Source organism: Colwellia sp. BRX10-4, from assembly GCF_014077465.1.
Taxonomy (GTDB): domain Bacteria; phylum Pseudomonadota; class Gammaproteobacteria; order Enterobacterales; family Alteromonadaceae; genus Colwellia_A.
The window spans coordinates 171,707-190,373 of sequence record NZ_JACGVZ010000001.1; the positions used below are offsets into that span (position 1 = coordinate 171,707).

General features: G+C 37.8%; 18 protein-coding genes. 6 read left to right on the forward strand and 12 right to left on the reverse strand.

The window, feature by feature from the left end:
• The first annotated feature begins 37 nt into the window (after window positions 1-37).
• Window positions 38-955: a UDP-3-O-acyl-N-acetylglucosamine deacetylase gene (gene lpxC, locus H4J67_RS00850; protein ID WP_070374771.1), complete on the forward strand. Its 918-nt coding sequence runs from the start codon at window positions 38-40 to the stop codon at window positions 953-955.
• A 97-nt stretch (window positions 956-1,052) separates the two neighbouring features.
• Here lpxC and H4J67_RS00855 read toward each other — a convergent pair whose 3' ends face one another.
• Entirely contained in the window at window positions 1,053-1,523 is a 471-nt protein-coding gene (locus H4J67_RS00855; RefSeq protein WP_070374770.1) for a DUF721 domain-containing protein, read from the reverse strand.
• Between the two features lie 80 nt (window positions 1,524-1,603).
• On the opposite strand from H4J67_RS00855, the gene H4J67_RS00860 reads away from it, so the two are divergent.
• From H4J67_RS00860 to mutT, 3 genes are all read left to right on the forward strand, one after another.
• Window positions 1,604-2,455 (forward strand): M23 family metallopeptidase, encoded by an 852-nt coding sequence (locus H4J67_RS00860; protein ID WP_259368442.1) that lies wholly within the window; start codon window positions 1,604-1,606, stop codon window positions 2,453-2,455.
• 78 nt (window positions 2,456-2,533) lie between these two features.
• Window positions 2,534-5,233: a preprotein translocase subunit SecA gene (gene secA / locus H4J67_RS00865; protein ID WP_182202586.1), complete on the forward strand. Its 2,700-nt coding sequence runs from the start codon at window positions 2,534-2,536 to the stop codon at window positions 5,231-5,233.
• A 288-nt stretch (window positions 5,234-5,521) separates the two neighbouring features.
• Window positions 5,522-5,914 (forward strand): 8-oxo-dGTP diphosphatase MutT, encoded by a 393-nt coding sequence (mutT, locus tag H4J67_RS00870; RefSeq protein WP_182176265.1) that lies wholly within the window; start codon window positions 5,522-5,524, stop codon window positions 5,912-5,914.
• 2 nt (window positions 5,915-5,916) lie between these two features.
• Here mutT and yacG read toward each other — a convergent pair whose 3' ends face one another.
• From yacG to H4J67_RS00915, 9 genes are all read right to left on the reverse strand, one after another.
• Window positions 5,917-6,153 (reverse strand): DNA gyrase inhibitor YacG, encoded by a 237-nt coding sequence (gene yacG / locus H4J67_RS00875; RefSeq protein ID WP_070374766.1) that lies wholly within the window; start codon window positions 6,151-6,153, stop codon window positions 5,917-5,919.
• Window positions 6,154-6,265: 112 nt separating this feature from the next.
• Window positions 6,266-7,012, reverse strand: a complete 747-nt coding sequence (gene zapD, locus H4J67_RS00880) for a cell division protein ZapD (RefSeq protein ID WP_070374765.1) — start codon at window positions 7,010-7,012, stop codon at window positions 6,266-6,268.
• Window positions 7,013-7,119: 107 nt separating this feature from the next.
• On the reverse strand, window positions 7,120-7,734 hold the full coding sequence (coaE, locus tag H4J67_RS00885) for a dephospho-CoA kinase (RefSeq protein WP_404842766.1): 615 nt from the start codon (window positions 7,732-7,734) through the stop codon (window positions 7,120-7,122).
• A 10-nt stretch (window positions 7,735-7,744) separates the two neighbouring features.
• On the reverse strand, window positions 7,745-8,626 hold the full coding sequence (locus H4J67_RS00890; protein WP_259368443.1) for an A24 family peptidase: 882 nt from the start codon (window positions 8,624-8,626) through the stop codon (window positions 7,745-7,747).
• 69 nt (window positions 8,627-8,695) lie between these two features.
• Window positions 8,696-9,946 carry a type II secretion system F family protein gene (locus tag H4J67_RS00895; RefSeq protein WP_182202589.1) on the reverse strand — a complete coding sequence of 417 codons (1,251 nt, stop codon included), beginning with the start codon at window positions 9,944-9,946 and terminating at the stop codon, window positions 8,696-8,698.
• 82 nt (window positions 9,947-10,028) lie between these two features.
• A complete protein-coding gene (gene pilB, locus H4J67_RS00900; protein WP_182202591.1) occupies window positions 10,029-11,732 on the reverse strand; it encodes a type IV-A pilus assembly ATPase PilB in 1,704 nt (567 codons plus the stop codon).
• Between the two features lie 136 nt (window positions 11,733-11,868).
• On the reverse strand, window positions 11,869-12,297 hold the full coding sequence (locus tag H4J67_RS00905) for a prepilin-type N-terminal cleavage/methylation domain-containing protein (protein ID WP_182202592.1): 429 nt from the start codon (window positions 12,295-12,297) through the stop codon (window positions 11,869-11,871).
• 160 nt (window positions 12,298-12,457) lie between these two features.
• A complete protein-coding gene (gene nadC / locus H4J67_RS00910) occupies window positions 12,458-13,336 on the reverse strand; it encodes a carboxylating nicotinate-nucleotide diphosphorylase (RefSeq protein WP_404842769.1) in 879 nt (292 codons plus the stop codon).
• Window positions 13,337-13,425: 89 nt separating this feature from the next.
• Window positions 13,426-13,944: a TIGR02281 family clan AA aspartic protease gene (locus H4J67_RS00915; RefSeq protein WP_182202596.1), complete on the reverse strand. Its 519-nt coding sequence runs from the start codon at window positions 13,942-13,944 to the stop codon at window positions 13,426-13,428.
• Window positions 13,945-13,986: 42 nt separating this feature from the next.
• Here H4J67_RS00915 and ampD point away from each other — a divergent pair, with 42 nt between their 5' ends.
• Window positions 13,987-14,580, forward strand: coding sequence for a 1,6-anhydro-N-acetylmuramyl-L-alanine amidase AmpD (gene ampD / locus H4J67_RS00920; RefSeq protein WP_259368444.1), 594 nt, complete (start codon window positions 13,987-13,989; stop codon window positions 14,578-14,580).
• A gap of 113 nt (window positions 14,581-14,693) precedes the next feature.
• A complete protein-coding gene (ampE, locus tag H4J67_RS00925; RefSeq protein ID WP_182202597.1) occupies window positions 14,694-15,617 on the forward strand; it encodes a beta-lactamase regulator AmpE in 924 nt (307 codons plus the stop codon).
• 79 nt (window positions 15,618-15,696) lie between these two features.
• Here the strand turns inward: ampE and H4J67_RS00930 are convergent, their stop codons facing one another.
• Complete coding sequence (locus H4J67_RS00930) at window positions 15,697-17,631, reverse strand: DNA topoisomerase III (RefSeq protein WP_182202599.1); 1,935 nt, start codon at window positions 17,629-17,631, stop codon at window positions 15,697-15,699.
• A 187-nt stretch (window positions 17,632-17,818) separates the two neighbouring features.
• Window positions 17,819-18,547, reverse strand: coding sequence for a cytochrome b/b6 domain-containing protein (locus H4J67_RS00935; RefSeq protein ID WP_182176256.1), 729 nt, complete (start codon window positions 18,545-18,547; stop codon window positions 17,819-17,821).
• Window positions 18,548-18,667: the final 120 nt, after the last annotated feature.

An 18,667-nucleotide genomic window follows, 5' to 3' on the forward strand; every position in this document is an offset into this window, starting at 1 on the left:
TGCATTTCAAGGTTAGTAAAAGCTTAATAAGGCATTTATGATTAAACAACGTACATTAAAAGACAGTGTAACCGCCGTTGGTGTTGGTTTACACAAAGGTGAAAAGGTGCAGTTGACTCTCCGTCCTGCGCCAGCCAATACTGGTATTGTTTTTCGCCGCATAGATTTAGATCCGATTGTTGAAATTTCAGCAACGCCTGAAGCTGTGGGCGAGACAACTTTGTGTACGTGCTTAGTCAATGAACAAGGTGTGAAGATTTCCACCGTCGAGCACTTGTTATCAGCTGCCGCAGGTTTAGGTATTGACAACTTAATTGTTGAAATAGATTCTCCTGAAATCCCGATTATGGACGGTAGCGCATTGCCGTTCGTTTATTTAATACAGTCGGTTGGTATCAAAACATTAGCAGCAGCAAAACGTTTTATTCGCATAAAGAAAACTGTTCGTGTTGAAGAAGGTGACAAATGGGCAGAATTAAAGCCTTATCATGGTTTTAAAATTAATTTTGCTATTGAATTTGAACATCCTGTTATTTCTAAAACATGTCAGACGATGAGCATGGACTTATCTAGCTGTTCTTTTATTAAAGAAATTAGTCGAGCACGTACTTTTGGCTTTATGAGTGATATCGAATTTCTTCGCTCTCACGATTTAGCTTTAGGTGGCAGTTTAGAAAATGCCATTGTACTTGATGAATACCGCATGCTTAATAAAGATGAATTACGCTATGACGATGAATTTGTTAAACACAAAATACTCGATGCGATTGGCGACTTGTACATGTGTGGTCACAGTATTTTAGGTGAGTTAAACGCCTTTAAATCAGGACATGGCTTAAATAATATCTTATTAAGAGAAGTCTTTAAGCAAAAAGAAAGTTGGGAATGGGTGACTTACGAAGATGAAACACCGTCTCCTATCCAATATCAAGAAGTAACGGCTGCCGCATTTTAATTAATTTAAAGTTAATGTTATTCAATAAAAAAAACCAGTCAAATGACTGGTTTTTTATTTTAAGATAAAGGGTATAAATCATATCTAGGCAAAATTATTATATGGCGTTTTTGTCAGCGTGTTTTGCCAATTTTTCTAATTTTTTACGTAAACTCTCAGGCGCGTTTTTAGCAATAGCCAATAATTGGTTAGCGGTGTTTTGTGAGATATGTAATGGCTCCGCGGGTTTTTCTTCAGATTGATAAACGACTTTATTGCGATAAGGTGATACCTTAATTTCAATTTGATCAAAAGCCTTGTCGGTAGCGATGGCCAGTTCACGGCAAATATTCATCCGTTCAAACTGTAGTCTTTGGCTCCAAACAGCAGATGTGACTTCAATTACTAAAGAATTTTGCTTAAAATTGGCAATATGCCAGACATCTGCTGGCAGGTCAGGGCAAGTTTGGCGTACAATGTCAGACAAGATAGTTAAAGAGTTGGTTTTTGCTGCTATTTGTGCCAAAGTGCCTTTCGATGATTGAAAGAGCTCTGACATATCTGAAGGTTTTCTTGTTTTGCGTGCCATTAACCACTCTACTTTGGAATAGTATTTAAGTAATTATGAGTTTAACACTACTATATCGTGGAAAGAACGTTAGATTTTCAATGACGCTGAATAAGTTGCATTGGTTGTCTGCGATTACTGTATTTGCGCTAATATCAGGCTTTGTTGTTCATTTGATTTTTTCTGCTGATGACGTGCCAAAAGCTGTACCCTATGCTTTGAATTCACCCGCTAAGATAGATCCTCGGCAATTAAGTGAACCACAATTAACCGCACTAACGATGAAACTCGCTGAGTTGCAAAGCCAAGTGTTACGACTGAATGCTTTAGGTGACCGTTTAGCAAGTGAAGCTTCAATTCCAGAGAATGAATTTAATTTTCAACAATTACCACCATCAGGTGGTCCTATGCTGCAGAGTGAAAACCATTATAAAAAGCCACTGGCAGAGTTGTTAACTGAAATATCAACATTAGAAGAAAGTTTACACCACGAAGAAAATCAACTGACTACGCTTGAATCTTTGACTTTGGGTCACCATATAGAAAGTAGCAGCTATTTGTCTGGTCGACCAATAATTGGTGGTTGGCTCTCTTCATATTACGGTGTACGAAAAGACCCATTTAGTGGCAAACCAGCGATACATAAAGGTGTAGATTTCGCAGGTAAAGAAGGTGCTGCGATAATTGCAACGGCTTCAGGTGTTGTTTCTTGGGCAAGTGACCGGTACGGCTACGGGCAACTTATCGAGATTAATCACGGTAGGGGATTAAAAACTCGTTATGGTCATAATAAAAATTTACTCGTTAAAGTAGGAGATGTGGTTAGCAAAGGACAAATTATTGCACGTATGGGTAGCACGGGGCGCTCGACTGGACCTCATATTCATTACGAAATTTTACGCAATAATGCACAAATAGATCCAATTAAGTTCGTATATAGAAAAGCAAAATAAAAACAATTTATGTGACCCTTGTTGGTCACGTTATTTTCAGCGGAAGTATTTCTTCTAATATCAATATGGTTTAACAAGATGTTTGTAAAGTTAATGACAAAAATGTTTGGTAGTCGTAATGATCGATTAATTAAACAAATGAATAAAGAAGTTTTAAAAATAAACGCCTTAGAGCCCGTTATGGAAGCTCTTTCTGACGAAGAACTAAAAGCAAAAACCGCAGAATTTAAAGAGCGTTTAGCCAAAGAAGAATCTCTATCAAGTATCCTACCAGAAGCATTTGCTGTTGTACGTGAAGCCAGTAAACGTGTCTTTGGCATGCGCCACTTTGATGTACAAATGATCGGCGGCATGGTCTTAAACGATGGTAAAATTGCGGAAATGCGCACTGGTGAAGGTAAAACGTTAACCGCGACACTTCCTTCTTACCTCAATGCATTAACAGGTAAGGGTGTTCACGTTATAACGGTGAATGATTACCTAGCAACACGTGATGCTGACTGGTGTCGACCATTATTTGATTTTCTAGATATGACGGTAGGTTGTAATATTGCCGGATTAGCATCAGCTGAAAAGCAAGCGGCTTATAATTCAGATATTACCTATGGTACTAACAACGAATTTGGTTTTGATTATTTACGTGACAATATGGCCTTCTCGCCAGAAGAACGTACGCAAAAGCCATTAAATTTTGCTGTTATTGATGAAGTCGATTCAATTTTAATTGATGAAGCTAGAACTCCCTTGATTATTTCGGGTCAAGCCGAAGATAGCTCTGAACTTTACCGTCAAATTAACCTTGTTGTGCCTACGTTAGTACTACAAAACGAAGAAGACAAAGATAAAGATACCGGACAATCTAAAGATTTTGTTGAAGGTGATTTCACCATTGATGAGAAGTCTAAGCAAATCTATCTAACAGAGCATGGCCAAATAAGAATTGAAGAAATCATGAATGAGAAAGGTCTCATTCAAGACGGCGATTCTTTGTTTTCAGCAACCAATATTACCTTATTGCATCATGTTATGGCGGCATTACGTGCCCATAAGCTTTTCCAAAAAGATGTCGATTATATTGTTAAAGATGACGAAATCGTTATTGTTGATGAACATACCGGTCGTACGATGGAAGGCCGTCGTTGGTCAGAAGGGTTACATCAAGCCGTTGAAGCAAAAGAAGGAGTGAATATTCAAAACGAAAATCAAACCTTAGCTTCGATAACGTTCCAGAATTTTTTCCGTATTTACGAAAAATTATCAGGAATGACAGGTACTGCTGACACAGAAGCATTTGAGTTTAATCATATTTATGGTTTAGAAACCGTAGTTATTCCAACCAATCAACCGATGATCCGTAAAGATCTTGCTGATCTGATCTATTTAACCGCAGATGAAAAGTTTGAAGCGATTTTAGAAGATATTAAAGATTGTGTTGAACGCGGACAACCTGTGCTTGTTGGTACGATTAGTATAGAAACCTCTGAGTTTTTATCTGACTTCTTAAAGAAAGCAAAAATTAAGCACAAAGTATTGAATGCTAAGTTTCACCAGCAAGAAGCTGAAATTGTTGCTGATGCGGGTAAAGTTGGCGCAGTAACTATCGCAACCAACATGGCAGGTCGCGGTACTGATATCGTATTAGGCGGAAACTTTGATGCGATTGTTGCTAAATTAAAAGACCAAAGCAAAGAAAGCATCGCTAAAGCGAAAGAAGAATGGATAATACAGCATAATAAAGTCTTAGAATTAGGTGGCTTACACATAGTTGCCACTGAACGCCATGAGTCTCGTCGTATTGATAATCAATTACGCGGCCGTTCAGGACGTCAAGGTGATGCAGGTTCAACTCGCTTTTACTTATCGATGGAAGATGCCCTGATGCGAATTTTTGCTTCAGAACGTATTTCAAACATGATGCGCAAGTTAGGCATGGAGCACGGCGAAGCCATTGAACATCCATGGGTCACTCGCAGCATCGAAAATGCTCAGCGTAAAGTTGAAGGTCGTAACTTCGATATTCGTAAACAACTGCTTGAGTTCGATGATGTTTCTAATGATCAACGCCAAGTTATTTATGAACAACGTAACGAGTTAATGGACGAAGCTGATATCGCTGATGTTATTAAAAATATTCGTACAGATGTAGTAACTGGTATTATAAATCAGCATATTCCTCAGCAATCTATGGAAGAAATGTGGGATATCTCTGGTTTAGAAGAGCGCTTTAAGGGCGAGCTATCTTTAGAGTTCCCTATTGCAAAGTGGCTTGAAGAAGATACTAAATTGCATGAAGAAACTTTACGCGAAAAACTACTCGCAGAAGTTGAAGCTAACTATACCGAGAAAGAAGAGCAAGCTGGTGCTGATGTTATTCGTCAATTTGAAAAAGCTGTTATGTTACAAAGCTTAGATTCTCATTGGAAAGAACATTTAGCAGCGATGGATCATCTACGTCAAGGTATACATTTACGTGGCTATGCTCAGAAAAATCCTAAGCAAGAGTTTAAGCGTGAATCTTTTGAGTTATTTGGTGAATTACTTGAGACCCTCAAATATGACGTTATCAGTATTCTTAGCAAGGTAAAAATTCGTGCTGAGTCTGATGTTGAAGCTGTTGAAGAGCAACATCGTAAAGCTGAAGATATTCCAAAAGAATATACTCACGAATCTGCTAGCAGTACAGAGACAAAGCCAGAAATACAACGAGTGGGTCGTAATGAAGCTTGTCCATGTGGTTCAGGTAAGAAATATAAGCAATGTCATGGTAAATTAACCTAATCGTTATTTATTAAGATGTTTGAAAAAAGCGCCAGTTATTAACTGGCGTTTTTTATGTGCGCAATGCTAATGACGATAATTGTTGCAGTGTTCAGTTATAATTTTTGTTACAGACGAGTCATCACTAGCTAAATACGTTCGAACAATGTCGTTTTCAGCGATATGGCAATGCATGGTTATATATAATTATGCGTAGGGTATGATTAGACGCTTTGGTGTTTAAGCTTAGATTTGTTTTTTACGTTAACAACAAAATCATTGATTAATTTAAAGCTTTAGGAAAGAGTTATGCAAAAAGTAGTACATGTAGCTGTCGGTGTTATCATGCGAGAAGAGCAGTACTTTCTTACCAAGCGCCTCGATAATGCGCATCAAGGCGGGAAATGGGAGTTTCCTGGTGGTAAAGTGGAAAAAGATGAAACAGTTGCTCAGGCTCTGCACAGAGAGCTTCAAGAGGAAGTAGCAATAGATGTTCTCTCTTGCTACCCGCTCATTGAAGTTAGCCATGATTATGGCGATAAAAAGGTGTTATTAGACGTTTATGTGGTTGATAACTTCCAACACGAACCTATTGCCCAAGAAGGGCAGCAATCAGCTTGGTTCACATTAGCGCAATTAAGCCAATGTGACTTTCCCGCTGCTAATGTTGCGATTGTTGAAAAACTGCTGATGAATAATTAATACTATTCTGGTTCAACAAAAAACTTATTACTTTGCAAGAACTCACCTTCGAGTGCGTCAAGCATCTCTTCGGTTAACTGAATATCACCTTGTAATGGCTGGCTGATTTTATGTCCTTCATCAGCCCATTCACCAATGTCAATTAACTGGCAACGTTTGCAGCAAAAAGGGCGAAACTGACTCTCTGGTTGCCAAATAACTTCTTTTTGACACGTTGGACAAGATACTTTTAAGGTCATAGTTGGTGCTTGTAATTAAATATTTAGTGGTGGGATTATACCCTTCCTATACCAAGATGAAACCTGCATATTGAATGGATAAAGGGTATTTGTGAAATTAATTAAGGCAATGCTAACAGCGAGCTAATTGAAATGAAGTGGCTTTATTTGAATACTTACGTCCGGTTTCATCACAAAGAGACATAAAGCGAATAGAATAACGCAGACGATTGCCACTTACCGTTGGGTAATAAGGTGATTTTTGGTCAACTTTAATACGAAGTAATAAAATACCCTCACCATTATCTTGGTAAAAACCACTCTCGGTATCTATTTGTTTGAATTCTGCCCGTTGGCGAATAAACTTTAATATCATATCTAAAGCGCTTTTAACTTGTTCAAGCAGGGCGAGCCAGCCTTGGACATCTTTAGCAAGAATCTCACTGTCTTGATGTAACCAAAACTGTAGTTGTGGTAAATCAAAACTTGAGCTACCACCTTGCATGGCAAAGCGTTGTTTTAAGGTCGCTAGAAACTTGTCGTGTTTGAGTTGTGCCCACACAGGAGTATTTGGTTTTAATAGACAAATAAGCTCGACAGTTTGTTGTAGATTTTCAGCTAAGATACTGTCATCTATTTCAGGCGCTTGTGACCAGATCACTAAATTTTGTTCTAGTTTTTCAAGATCTTTAATTAAGTCACCGCGAACATCATTTCGTTCTAAGGTATCAATAATGGCAAATAAGGCGTTAAAGAAAACTTGATGGCTGACTGAAATTTTACGCTGCAGGCAATCTTGTGCCTGAGCAAATAAATGTTCAAGTTTAAGGTAGTTACGGATCCGTTCGTTAAGTGGATGTTCATATAAAATTTTAGTCATTAACCTGATGTCATCAATAAAGCTGAGTGTTTAGCTTTCCATACTAACGACACCCAACAGAAATGGCGAATTTTTTTGCTAAAAATAGTAAAATTTGTACAATTTTACTAACTCGTTGCTAAATTTCGATATTTTTGGTCGAGCTTAATGACACTCGCTTTTATCAAGTTCAAGTCAGAACTGGAGTTATCAATAATATCATCGGCATGTTTTAAGCGAGCTTCCCTTGATATTTGACTGGCAATAATACGCTTTATTTCATCCGACGAACTAGGATCACGCAATACCGCACGCTTAACTTGTGCTGATTCGCCGATATCAATTACTAAAATGCGGGCAACTAAACTCTGTAAGTTGTTTTCGATAAGTAGAGGGGCGACAAGCAAGCAATAGGGTGACTGACTTTGCTGGATCTCTTCGAGTATCGTTTGTCTTATTAACGGGTGAAGTAAATGATTAAGCCATTGTTTGTCAGCTTCATTACTGAATATTTGACTGCGTAATAAGGCCCGATTAAGGGTGCCGTCTGGCATAATAAACGTCTTGCCAAAATGCTGAGATATTTGCAGTAATGCGTTGCTGTTCGGTGCGACAACTTTTCTTGCCGCGATGTCGGCATCAATAATATCGATACCTAAGTTGGCAAAAAAATTAGCAACGGTTGTTTTGCCACAACCAATACCACCGGTTAAACCAATAACGATCTTTTTTGCTATAGTCATTGTCATCCTGCTAAAGCACTTGGGCTAAATACCAAGACCAGATATTTTCACCCCATAAAAGTGTTATCCAACCTGCGATCGCAAGGTAAGGGCCGAACGGAATCGCCTGTCCTTTTTGATGATTTTTAAATAGCATTAAACTAATGCCAATAATGGAACCGACTACCGACGCCATTAGAATAAGTAAGGGTAATAACTGCCAACCTAGCCAAGCACCAAAGAGTGCAAACAGCTTAAAATCACCAAAGCCCATGCCTTCTTTACCGGTAGCTAATTTGAACAGCCAAAAAATAGTAAAAAGGCTAGTGTAGCCGGCAATAGCGCCGATAACAGCATCTTCTAAGGGCACAATTCCATTTGATAGATTAACGATTAAGCCTAACCACATTAATGGCAGAACAATTTGGTCAGGGAGCAGCATATGATCAAAGTCGATCATCGTTAAGGTAATTAAGCCCCACGTCAATATTAAGGCGTAACAAGTGATAACAGTGACACCAAAATGTTGAGCAATAACTAAACTTAATAAAGTGGTACTTAATTCAACTAATGGATAACGCGCAGAAATTTTATTTTTACATTGGCTACATTTTCCTTTCAACACTAACCAGCTAACCACAGGAATGTTTTCATAAAAACGTATGCTATGTTGGCAATGTGGACAGGTAGAATCGGGCGTTGATAAAGTGAGGAGTTCTACTTGCTTTGTCGATGATGGCTTGAGCTCATCGGCAAGAAATTCTCGACACTCTTGATACCAACCTTGTTCTAACATTTTTGGAAAACGATAAATAACTACGTTTAAAAAGCTACCTATCATTAACGAGAAAACAAAAACAAAGCCATAAAAAATCAGCGAGTTACTTTCTAACAGATGAATAAATTCAGACAAGATAAAACCTTTTATTATTTATTAATTAACTATGGTGAAAACTAGGTATAAAAATATTAGCGCGCGACACTAAACAATTTTACCTATTTCAAAAATAGGTAAGTACATAGCGATAATTAATCCGCCAATCACTACGCCGAGTACTGCCATTATCATCGGCTCTAATAAACTGGTCAGTGAGTCTACCGCGTCATCAACTTGTTGCTCATATATTGTGGCAACTTTGGCAAGCATATCATCCACAGCGCCTGATTCTTCACCAATCGCAACCATTTGTATAACCATATCAGGAAAGATATTACAGTTACGCATTGCTAAATTCATTTGCATACCCGATGACACTTCGGCGCGAATTTCAAGAATTGCAATACGAAAAACCGCATTACCAGACGCACCTGCAGCCGACTCTAATGCGTCAGGTAAGGGGACACCGGCAGCAAAGGTGGTAGATAAAGTTCTTGCGTAGCGGGCAACGGCTGCCTTTTCGAGTAAGGCACCAATAACCGGAATTTTTAATATTATCCTATCAACTCGGTCTCTAAAACTTTGGCTGTTAAGATGAGCTTTTTTAAAAAAGAAACTGGCAATAAATAGCCCCGCTAACCCTATATACCAATAAGCTTGCATAAATTCTGATAGGGCAATAACAAATAAAGTAAACGCAGGTAGCTCAGCGCCAAAGCTGGTAAAAATTTCTTGAAATACCGGCACGACAAAAATTAACAATATTGAGGTAACAATAAATGCTATCACTAATACAGAGATAGGATAAGTCATCGCTTTTTTAATTTTAGACTTTAATGCTTCGGCTTTTTCTTTGTAAGTCGCAATACGATCATAAATGGTCTCAAGTGCGCCCGATTGCTCGCCAGAACTGACTAAATCACAATATAAGTCATCAAAGTATTTAGGATGGTCGCGTAAACATCCAGATAAAGGAATACCTGATTGCAGTTTATTACTGATATCAGCTAACAATCTTTGCATATTGCCATTGCTATGACCTTTACCAATCATTTCAACCGTTTGTACTAAGGGGACACCAGCGCCAAGCATGGTAGCAATTTGCCGTGTAACAATGGCAATATCTGCAGGTATTATTTTTTTATCATTGGCATTACCAAAAATAGATTTGGCTTTCTTTTTTACTTTCCCTGGGGTAATGCCTTGTTTGCGTAGCTGAGATTTTAGTTCTAGCATGCTGGTCGCGGGTAGCTCACCATTAACTTTTTTACCCTTACGGTTTACCCCTTGCCAAACGAACGTATCAAGAGCTTTAGCTTGCGGTATGTTTCTTTTTTTAGCCCCTGAAGTTGCCATATAGCGTTTACCTGTAACGTTAAAATATTAATCATTGTTAATACTAGTCAAGATCACTAAAAATAATAGTGAGCGGTTTATTTTATGCAGAAGTTACACGGTTTATTTCCGCCAAGCTTGTTACCCCCTGATGGGCTTTTTCTAAACCTGATTGGCGTAAGTTATTGTAACCTTCTTTTTGACACTGCTGAGCGATATCCATAGAATTACCGCCTTCCATAATAATAGAAGACATTTTTTCACTGATTTTTATCACTTCATAAATACCAACACGACCTTTGTAGCCGCCCGTACATTGATTGCAACCAACGGTTTTAAATAATTTTATTTCACTAAGTTGTTCAGGGGTAAAACCTTGTTTTTCTAGTTCAGGTTTAGGTATAACATCCTCAACTTTACAGTGGTTACATAAACGTCTGGCTAAACGCTGGGCAATAATAATACTGACCGAACTGGCAACGTTATATGAAGGAACACCCATATTTAATAATCTAGTCAGGGTTTCTGATGCCGAGTTTGTGTGCAACGTAGACAACACTAAGTGACCGGTTTGCGCGGCTTTAATCGCTATTTCAGCAGTTTCAAGATCACGAATTTCACCTACCATAACAATATCAGGATCTTGGCGAAGAAAAGAGCGCAGCGCATTAGGAAAGGTTAAACCAGCACGCACATTAATTTGTACTTGATTAACGCCATCTAAATTTATTTCTACCGGATCTTCTGCTGTTGATATATTACGCTCTTCGGTGTTAAGAATATTTAACCCAGTATAAAGAGACACTGTTTTACCTGAGCCGGTCGGTCCTGTGACTAATATCATTCCTTGTGGCTGCGCTAAAGCGTCTATGTAAATTTTTTTTTGCGCCGGCTCATAGCCGAGCATTTCAATACCTAACATTGCGCTAGAAGAGTCAAGAATACGCATCACAACTTTCTCACCCCACATCGTCGGTAGCGTTGAAACACGAAAATCAATTGATTTTTTCTTGGACAAGGCTAATTTTATCCGTCCATCTTGGGGAACTCGCCGTTCAGCGATATCGAGCTTTGACATGACTTTTAAACGTGCCGCCATACGAGAGGCAAGTGATACGGGCGGCTTTGCCATCTCAGTTAAAATGCCATCAACACGAAAGCGTATACGATAAGATTTTTCGTAAGGTTCAAAGTGTAAATCTGAAGCCCCTTTGCGAATAGCATCAAGTAGTATCTTATTGATATAGACAACAATTGGTGCATCTTCTTTATCACCGGTAGCGCTATCATCTTCTTGGCGCTCCTCTTGAACGTCAATACCTGCAAGTTCAGCAGCATCAATATCAGTAATATCTAAAGCATTACTTTCTTCTTCCAGAATTTTATCAATAAAGACTTGTAAGTTTTGATCATTGGTTAACACTAACTCGGTAGGAAACCCGGTGTTAAATTGAATATCTTCTAACGCATCTAAATTGGTTGGGTCAGACATCGCGACAAATAACACTTTGCCACGTAAAAATAAGGGCAGTGCATTATGCTTGCGGATCAATTTTTCGTTGCGAATACCATCAGGGATCATCGTACTATCGAAAGCGTTAAGATCGATTAGCGGAAAGCCAAAACTACGAGAGAGTATGACCGCGATACTGTCCGCGTTTAAATTTTTATCTTCAATAAGAAATCGTACGAAAGGTTTTGTTTGTTTAAGGAAGTCAGCACTAATCGATTCGAGCATATTCTCGGCGACAATGTCATGCTTTAAAAGTGCAGTTAACACACTTGATTGTCCGTGATGTCCTTTCATGTAAACCTTTTAGTCGTAAGGAAAATGTTAACTATAATTATATGTTAACCCGTTTTAAGTTGAGTAAAAAGAAGTGTTGATAAAATTTAGGTAAAAAAAAAGCTCCAGAGGAGCTTTTTAATTTTATTTAATACTATTAACAAAGAGCATTACAGTTATCAGTCCAAACAATTTTTCCGTTAGCGTATACTGCCGTCAAAGTATAATCACCGCCAATTGGATTGACAACGGTCAATACACCATTTGCATTATCTGTAACAACCCAGGCAATTGATGTTACATTGGTCGCTGCAACTCCAGCATCGTCTGCAGGAACACCATTACTTCCAGCGGCACAGTTTGTTAAGCCACCTTGTACTTGAGAGCAAACTTCAACAGCTGTTTTTACTGAACTACCAGCTAAAACAACTTCAGTGTATTTCGCTTTTTCAGTATATTGTTGATAAGCAGGTAGTGCAACTGCCGCTAAAATACCGATGATCGCAACAACGATCATTAATTCAATAAGGGTAAAACCCTTTGCTTTATTTAAAGATTTATTTCTTAAAGATTTAACATTGTTCATAATAGGTATATCCATACATGATTACGGGGGCTGAATTTATATTGCGACAAAAATCGGGAAATGTAAAATTTTGTGACACTTTTTTTATCATTTTTTTGATATTAGTTAAAAAAAAATCAAAAAGTAACTTCTTTTTAACTAATTATCACACACTAAAATGTTAAACAAAGCGCATAGAAAGGTCAATAGCATTGATATTTTTAGTTAATGCGCCCACTGAAATAAAATCGACACCTGCTTTTGCATAGCTTTTTAGTGATTCTATGGTCATATTGCCAGAAACTTCTAATTTGGTTTTACCTTGTGAAATTTCAGCGGTTGCTATAACCGCTTGCTCAATCATTTCATGACTAAAGTTATCAAGCATAATAATATCGCTGCCAGCCTTTAATGCTTGAGTGAGTTCTGCGATATTTTCAACTTCAACTTCAACCGTTTTATTTGGATGGTTTTTTCGAGCCGTTTGAATCGACTTCTCGATGCCACCACAGGCGGCAATATGATTTTCTTTAATTAAAAAAGCATCAAATAAACCAATACGATGATTAACACCGCCGCCACATGTTACCGCATACTTTTGCGCACTGCGTAAACCAGGCACTGTTTTTCGGGTATCAAGTAACTTAGTGTTACTCGCCGATAATTCTTTAACATAGCGACTAGTTAATGTTGCGGTTCCTGAAAGGGATTGTAAAAAATTTAAAGCACATCGTTCGCCAGTAAGAAGAACACGTGCGTTTCCAGATAATTCAAATAAAGTGCTATTGGCTTTGACACTTTCGCCGTCGTTAACAAACCAAGTAATATCCGTTTTTGTCTTATGTATCACATCGAGCTGGGCAAAAACTTCGTTAACCCAAGCCACACCACAAATAATACAATCTTCACGGGTAATGATATTAGCAACCGCTATATTTTCCAGTGGAATTAGCTCAGCTGTAATATCTTGGCTATTTTTTAATGCGTCGGCGTTATCAACACCTAAATCTTCACATAATGCCCAAGTTACTGTTTTTTTAATATCGTGTTGTAGTTGCACAGAAAGCATTGAATTTTATTCTCTTGTTGGTAAATAATTAAGTGAGTTTTTAGTGGGGCGTTTATCGCCAGTAAATCACAGCAGGTAGATCATTGCTCGCGTAAAATAAGTTTCTTACCTATCTGGCTGAATTCTACCCTTTTTAATGCACTCATGCCCAATAGAATTTCATTAGACTGCATGCTGGGATTGATGTGGGCGCTAACATCATACAAATAAATATTACCAATACTGAGCTGTTGTAATTCAGTTTGATAAACAGTGGTAGTGCCATTGGCCGTATTAACGAGTGACGGTCTGTTTCCCTTGAGCTGCAATTGCTCTGCTATATGAGCGGGAATCGACACTTGTGTTGCTCCAGTATCGAGTAAAAAAACCACAGGCATCTCATTTATTTCACCATGTACTACATAATGACCTTGGCGGTTTTGTTGTAACGTTACTTCCGCTTTACCCTGTGCATTTAAACTCATCTGCGGATCTTTGTTAGGATCCCATTGCTTATCAAGTACATCTTGAAAAAAAAACACCATTAATGCCAACGCAATTAACCACGCTAACCAAATAAATATTTTTCCCATTTTGTTTGTCGAATCAAATTCAGTCATACTCTGTTCACAAATTTTGAAATTAAATATTAACGCTATTGTATGACGAAAGACTTAAAAAATAAATTGTCCGCCAAGCAAAATAATAATATGCCTATTATCAGTGGCTGGCTTGTGAATGAAGAACAACAAAAATCACCACATTTTAGTGTGCGAGATAAAAATGATACGGTTCATTTATTGGTGGTACATAATATCTCAATACCGCCAAATCAGTTTGGTGGTGGCTATATTACTGATTTTTTTTTAGGAAAGTTAGATAGTAAAGCACATTGTTATTTTGAAGAAATTGCCCAGCTAAAAGTTTCTGCTCATTGTCTAATAACCAGAGTAGGGCATATTATTCAATACGTTTCATTTGATGATAAAGCTTGGCATGCTGGTGTATCCTCCTATCAAGGACTTGATAAATGTAATGATTTTTCTATTGGTATTGAGCTTGAAGGCGCTGATGATATTCCTTATGAAGCGGCGCAATATCATACTTTGGCGCAATTAACCCAAGCATTGCAACAATGTTATCCCGACATTAAAAGTAATATAGCCGGGCATAGTGATATTGCGCCAGGGAGAAAGACAGATCCGGGTGATGCTTTTAATTGGCAACATTTTCATGATTGTTTAAAGTCTAGTTAATTCAATAGCAAAGGGTATATACTCGTTACCAATGAAAATGCAGATATCAGAGTGTTTGAATGGCCACGGCGATATACTCATTCTACAAGTGGATAATAAATTAGGAAAACTATATGAGTCTTATTAGCTTACTTATTGCCTTGGCGGCAGAGCGTTACTTGTCGACGACAGCGTGGCAATTTCAAACCTATTTTCATGCTTATGTTGATCTATTTAAACGCACTAAATTAATGCATTTAGCCAAACTGTCAATTGTCTCACAGCTTATCTTTATTGCCATCCCCGTTGTTGTTTGTGACTTATTGCTCGAGCTCGTTGATGATGGCTTACTCTATTTAATCTTTTCAACCTTGATTTTGATTGTTTGTTTTGGTTGTACGAAAACGCGGCAGAGCTACAAAGCTTATTTATTGTCAGCTTTTCGAGGCGAGCCGACAACATGTGAATTGCATCACAGCCAACTGCAACAAGATACCTGCAGCGCACCAATGAGTTTTGGTCAATTATTAGTATGGCTAAATTACCGATATTTTATTGCCATTATGATTTTATTCGTTGTCTTTGGACCTGCTGGTGCATTATTTTATCGTCTACTAGTGACCATGAATGAATGTCCTGAAGTGCTTGCAGAAGAATGTTCAGACAAGCAAGAAAAAGCTAACGCTGAGGTTGATGAAGCCGATGTTGAAGTAAATAATGAGGTTAAAACAACAGATTCTATCGAAAAAAATGAATCTCAGTTATTGAAAGATATGCTCTTTTGGGTCGACTGGTTGCCAGTACGCATGGTTGCTTTTGGTTATATGCTGGTAGGACACTTCTCAAAAGCCATGCCGGTATGGTTAGAAAATTTATCTGATATCAACAAGCAGCCCAACCAAATATTGATTAGTGTTGCGCAAAAGTCTGAAGATTTTATGGTTGACCCTGATGACTGTACTGCTGAACCTTGTTTATTAGTGAGGTTGGCAAAGCGGACTCTGTTGTTATGTCTAGCTGTTATAGCGGTATTAATATTAACCGGTATCCTTAACTAATCTCTTTTATATACTTTTTGGATGGCACCTCGTGACATTCTTTTTCAAGTACTTAGTAGAGTCAATCATCAGTAAAATATTACCCTGCCTTTTTAAAGCGCGTCTTTCTTTTTGATTTTCGCTTAAAAGGCACTTTGGGTAATTGCTCAAAAGACTGTTGTTCAGCTTGAATGACCATACTTTTTAGCGTTGCAGTCAACGGCGTAATAAAATTTTGATAGTTACTTCTCCGCTCACTAATATCATTAAGTGTTGCTTCCCACTGTGCGGTCATATCAGGCGTAGTTGCCATTTTAGGTAAAGCGTTAATTAGTGAAGTGCCAATATCTGTAGCCGTTATATTTTTACCAATACGTTGTAAAAACCCTCGTTTAAAAAGTAGATCAATAATTCCTGCACGTGTCGCCTCGGTACCCAAGCCATCAGTTTCTTTGAGGATCTTTTTAATCTCGGAATTTTGTACAAAACGGGCAATACCTGTCATGGCGCCGAGCAGTGTTGCATCGTTGTAAGGGGTTGGTGCTTGTGTCACTTTTTCAGCAATTAAACCTTGTTGGCAATGCAGTATTTCGCCTTGGGTTAATTTTGGCAATAATTGCTCTGTAAAAGATGCTTGGTCATTACTTGTTTGGGGCGTTTTTTTTGTTTTGCTTGATTGGAACATGATTTTCCAACCAAGTTGCTGTGGAACTTTAGCATTAACGGTGAATTTACCTTGCGCTATCTCTAATTCTACTTGTGTTTGTTGGTAACAATAAGGCGGGTAAAATTGTGCTAGATATTGGCGAACAATGAGCTGATAAATGTTTTTTTCAAAAGAGTTAAGAGAAATATTATTGGCTGACTTCTCTGTAGGAATAATCGCATGGTGAGCACTTACTTTACTGTTATTCCAAGCCTTACCTTTAACCGTGCAGTTGGCATTTTTGGCAAACTCGGCATACTTGTCCTTTGACTCTGCTAAAATTTGTATAATAGCTTTGGCTTGTTGATGATGTTCTACCGGCAAGTATCTAGAGTCTGATCTGGGATAGGTGATTAATTTATACTTCTCATATAATGCCTGACAAACATCCAGTACTAGTTTTGCATTCATTGAAAACAGCTTCGCGGCATCAATCTGTAATGCTGACAAATTGTAGGGCAGTGCGGCAAATTGCTTTTTGTCTTGTTCGGTAAGCAAGGTCACTATAGCGGGCTTATCTGTGATACGACTAACAACGTTTTCTGCGAGTGCTTTATTAATTATTTTTTTATTTTCATCCATATAGGAAGTACAAGCTTGACTCGGCTGCCATTTTGCGATGAATTTTTCACCGCCAGGAGTGATAATATCGGCATAAACATCGAAATAATCATGGGGAACAAAGTCTGCGATTTGGCGATCTTTCTCAACCACTAAACCTAACAAGGGCGTCTGTACTCGCCCTACAGAAAGCACACCATTAAAGCCTACTTTTTGTCCTTGCAAAGTATAGGCGCGGGTAAGGTTAATACCGTATAACCAATCAGCACGTGAACGAGCCAGCGCTGATACAGATAAAGGCATAAAATCTTGGTTACTTTTTAATGCGTTAAGTGACCTTTTTACTGCTGGTAAATTTAAATCGCTGATCAATAAACGTTTTACTTGCTGTTTTTTTGTCTTAGACACTTTTAAGAAATCAATTACTTCATCAACTAATAATTGACCTTCTCTGTCGGGATCACCAGCGTGAATAATTTCACTGGCATTTTTTACCAATTTTCGTAAGACATTAAGTTGTGAACGTGTTTGAGCTTTTGGGGTCAGTTGCCATTGCTCGGGAATAATAGGCAAATGCTCCATTCGCCACTTTTTAAAGTCATCGTTGTAAACTTCTGGATCGGCTTGCTCAAGAATATGACCAATACACCAACTCACGATATCACCATTGCCGAGCGCTATATAGCCTTGTTGACTTTTATGGGGTTTGGGTAAAGCTGCCGCAATGGCACGTCCTAAACTTGGCTTTTCGGCAATATATAGTTTCAATAGAATTTCCAAGGGTTCAATACTAACCATTAGAATAAGTTTAGCACAATAACTGGTTTTTTATACAGTGCTTATTCTCAGTTATAGTCAAATTGTTTCATCCGTAACTAGGTTTAGTTAGGAGGCGACCCACTTATTCACTATGTGGTGAGTAGGTCATTATCACAGCGGTAGGATAAAAGTAGTTTTACTTGTCTTTAGGTAAATATTTAAAGCCGTGGATCATTGAAGAAACAATAGAATGTTTTTCACGTCGCTCAGCAAAAAATACCGCTAAAATATGTAGTGGGATCAACAGCAACAAAAAGTAAAAGCTGTAAACGTGAGCAGTTATAAAAGGCTTTCTTACATTACGCATTTCTTTATAAGCATCTGCATCAACATTTTCTTTACTGTAAGGCTTAATTAAGGATACTTGGCTTTTATCTTGAGCTATGTTGCTAGCAAAATACTGCCCAAAAGGAGGATAATAAATGTCAGTACCCGCAATCACTAAACCTGAAATCATTTGAATAGAAAGACTTAACATTAAAGCGCCAACCATAAGTTTACCCAGTGGACTATGACCTTTAAAGGTCTTATTTTTATCTTTTTTGAAATCGGCTAGTTCTTGTTTAAATACTTTGTTAAAAGGCAGTGTTTGTCCCCAGCGTTCATAACCTTTACCAATAAAACCAAGAATAATTCTAAAAATTAAATTTGCAGCAAAAACATAGCCCACACATACATGTATTGTTTTAAGCAGTATTTTACCTTCTGTTGAGATACCTAGGTCTTTACCAAAATAAATAACGCTACCAATAACAATAAGCAAAAGTACTGACAAGACATTCAACCAATGAAATAAACGAATATTTCTACTCCAAACAAAAGTTTTTACTATAGTGGAACTGATATTTACTGGGTTATCTTGCATGATGATGACTCTTTTTATTTGTTAACATTTTGCCTGTTTTTTAATAATAACCGAAATATTTATCTGCTTCTAACACTAAGTGATGGTTATTTGGATTATTGGTTACGAGTTATCTTATAG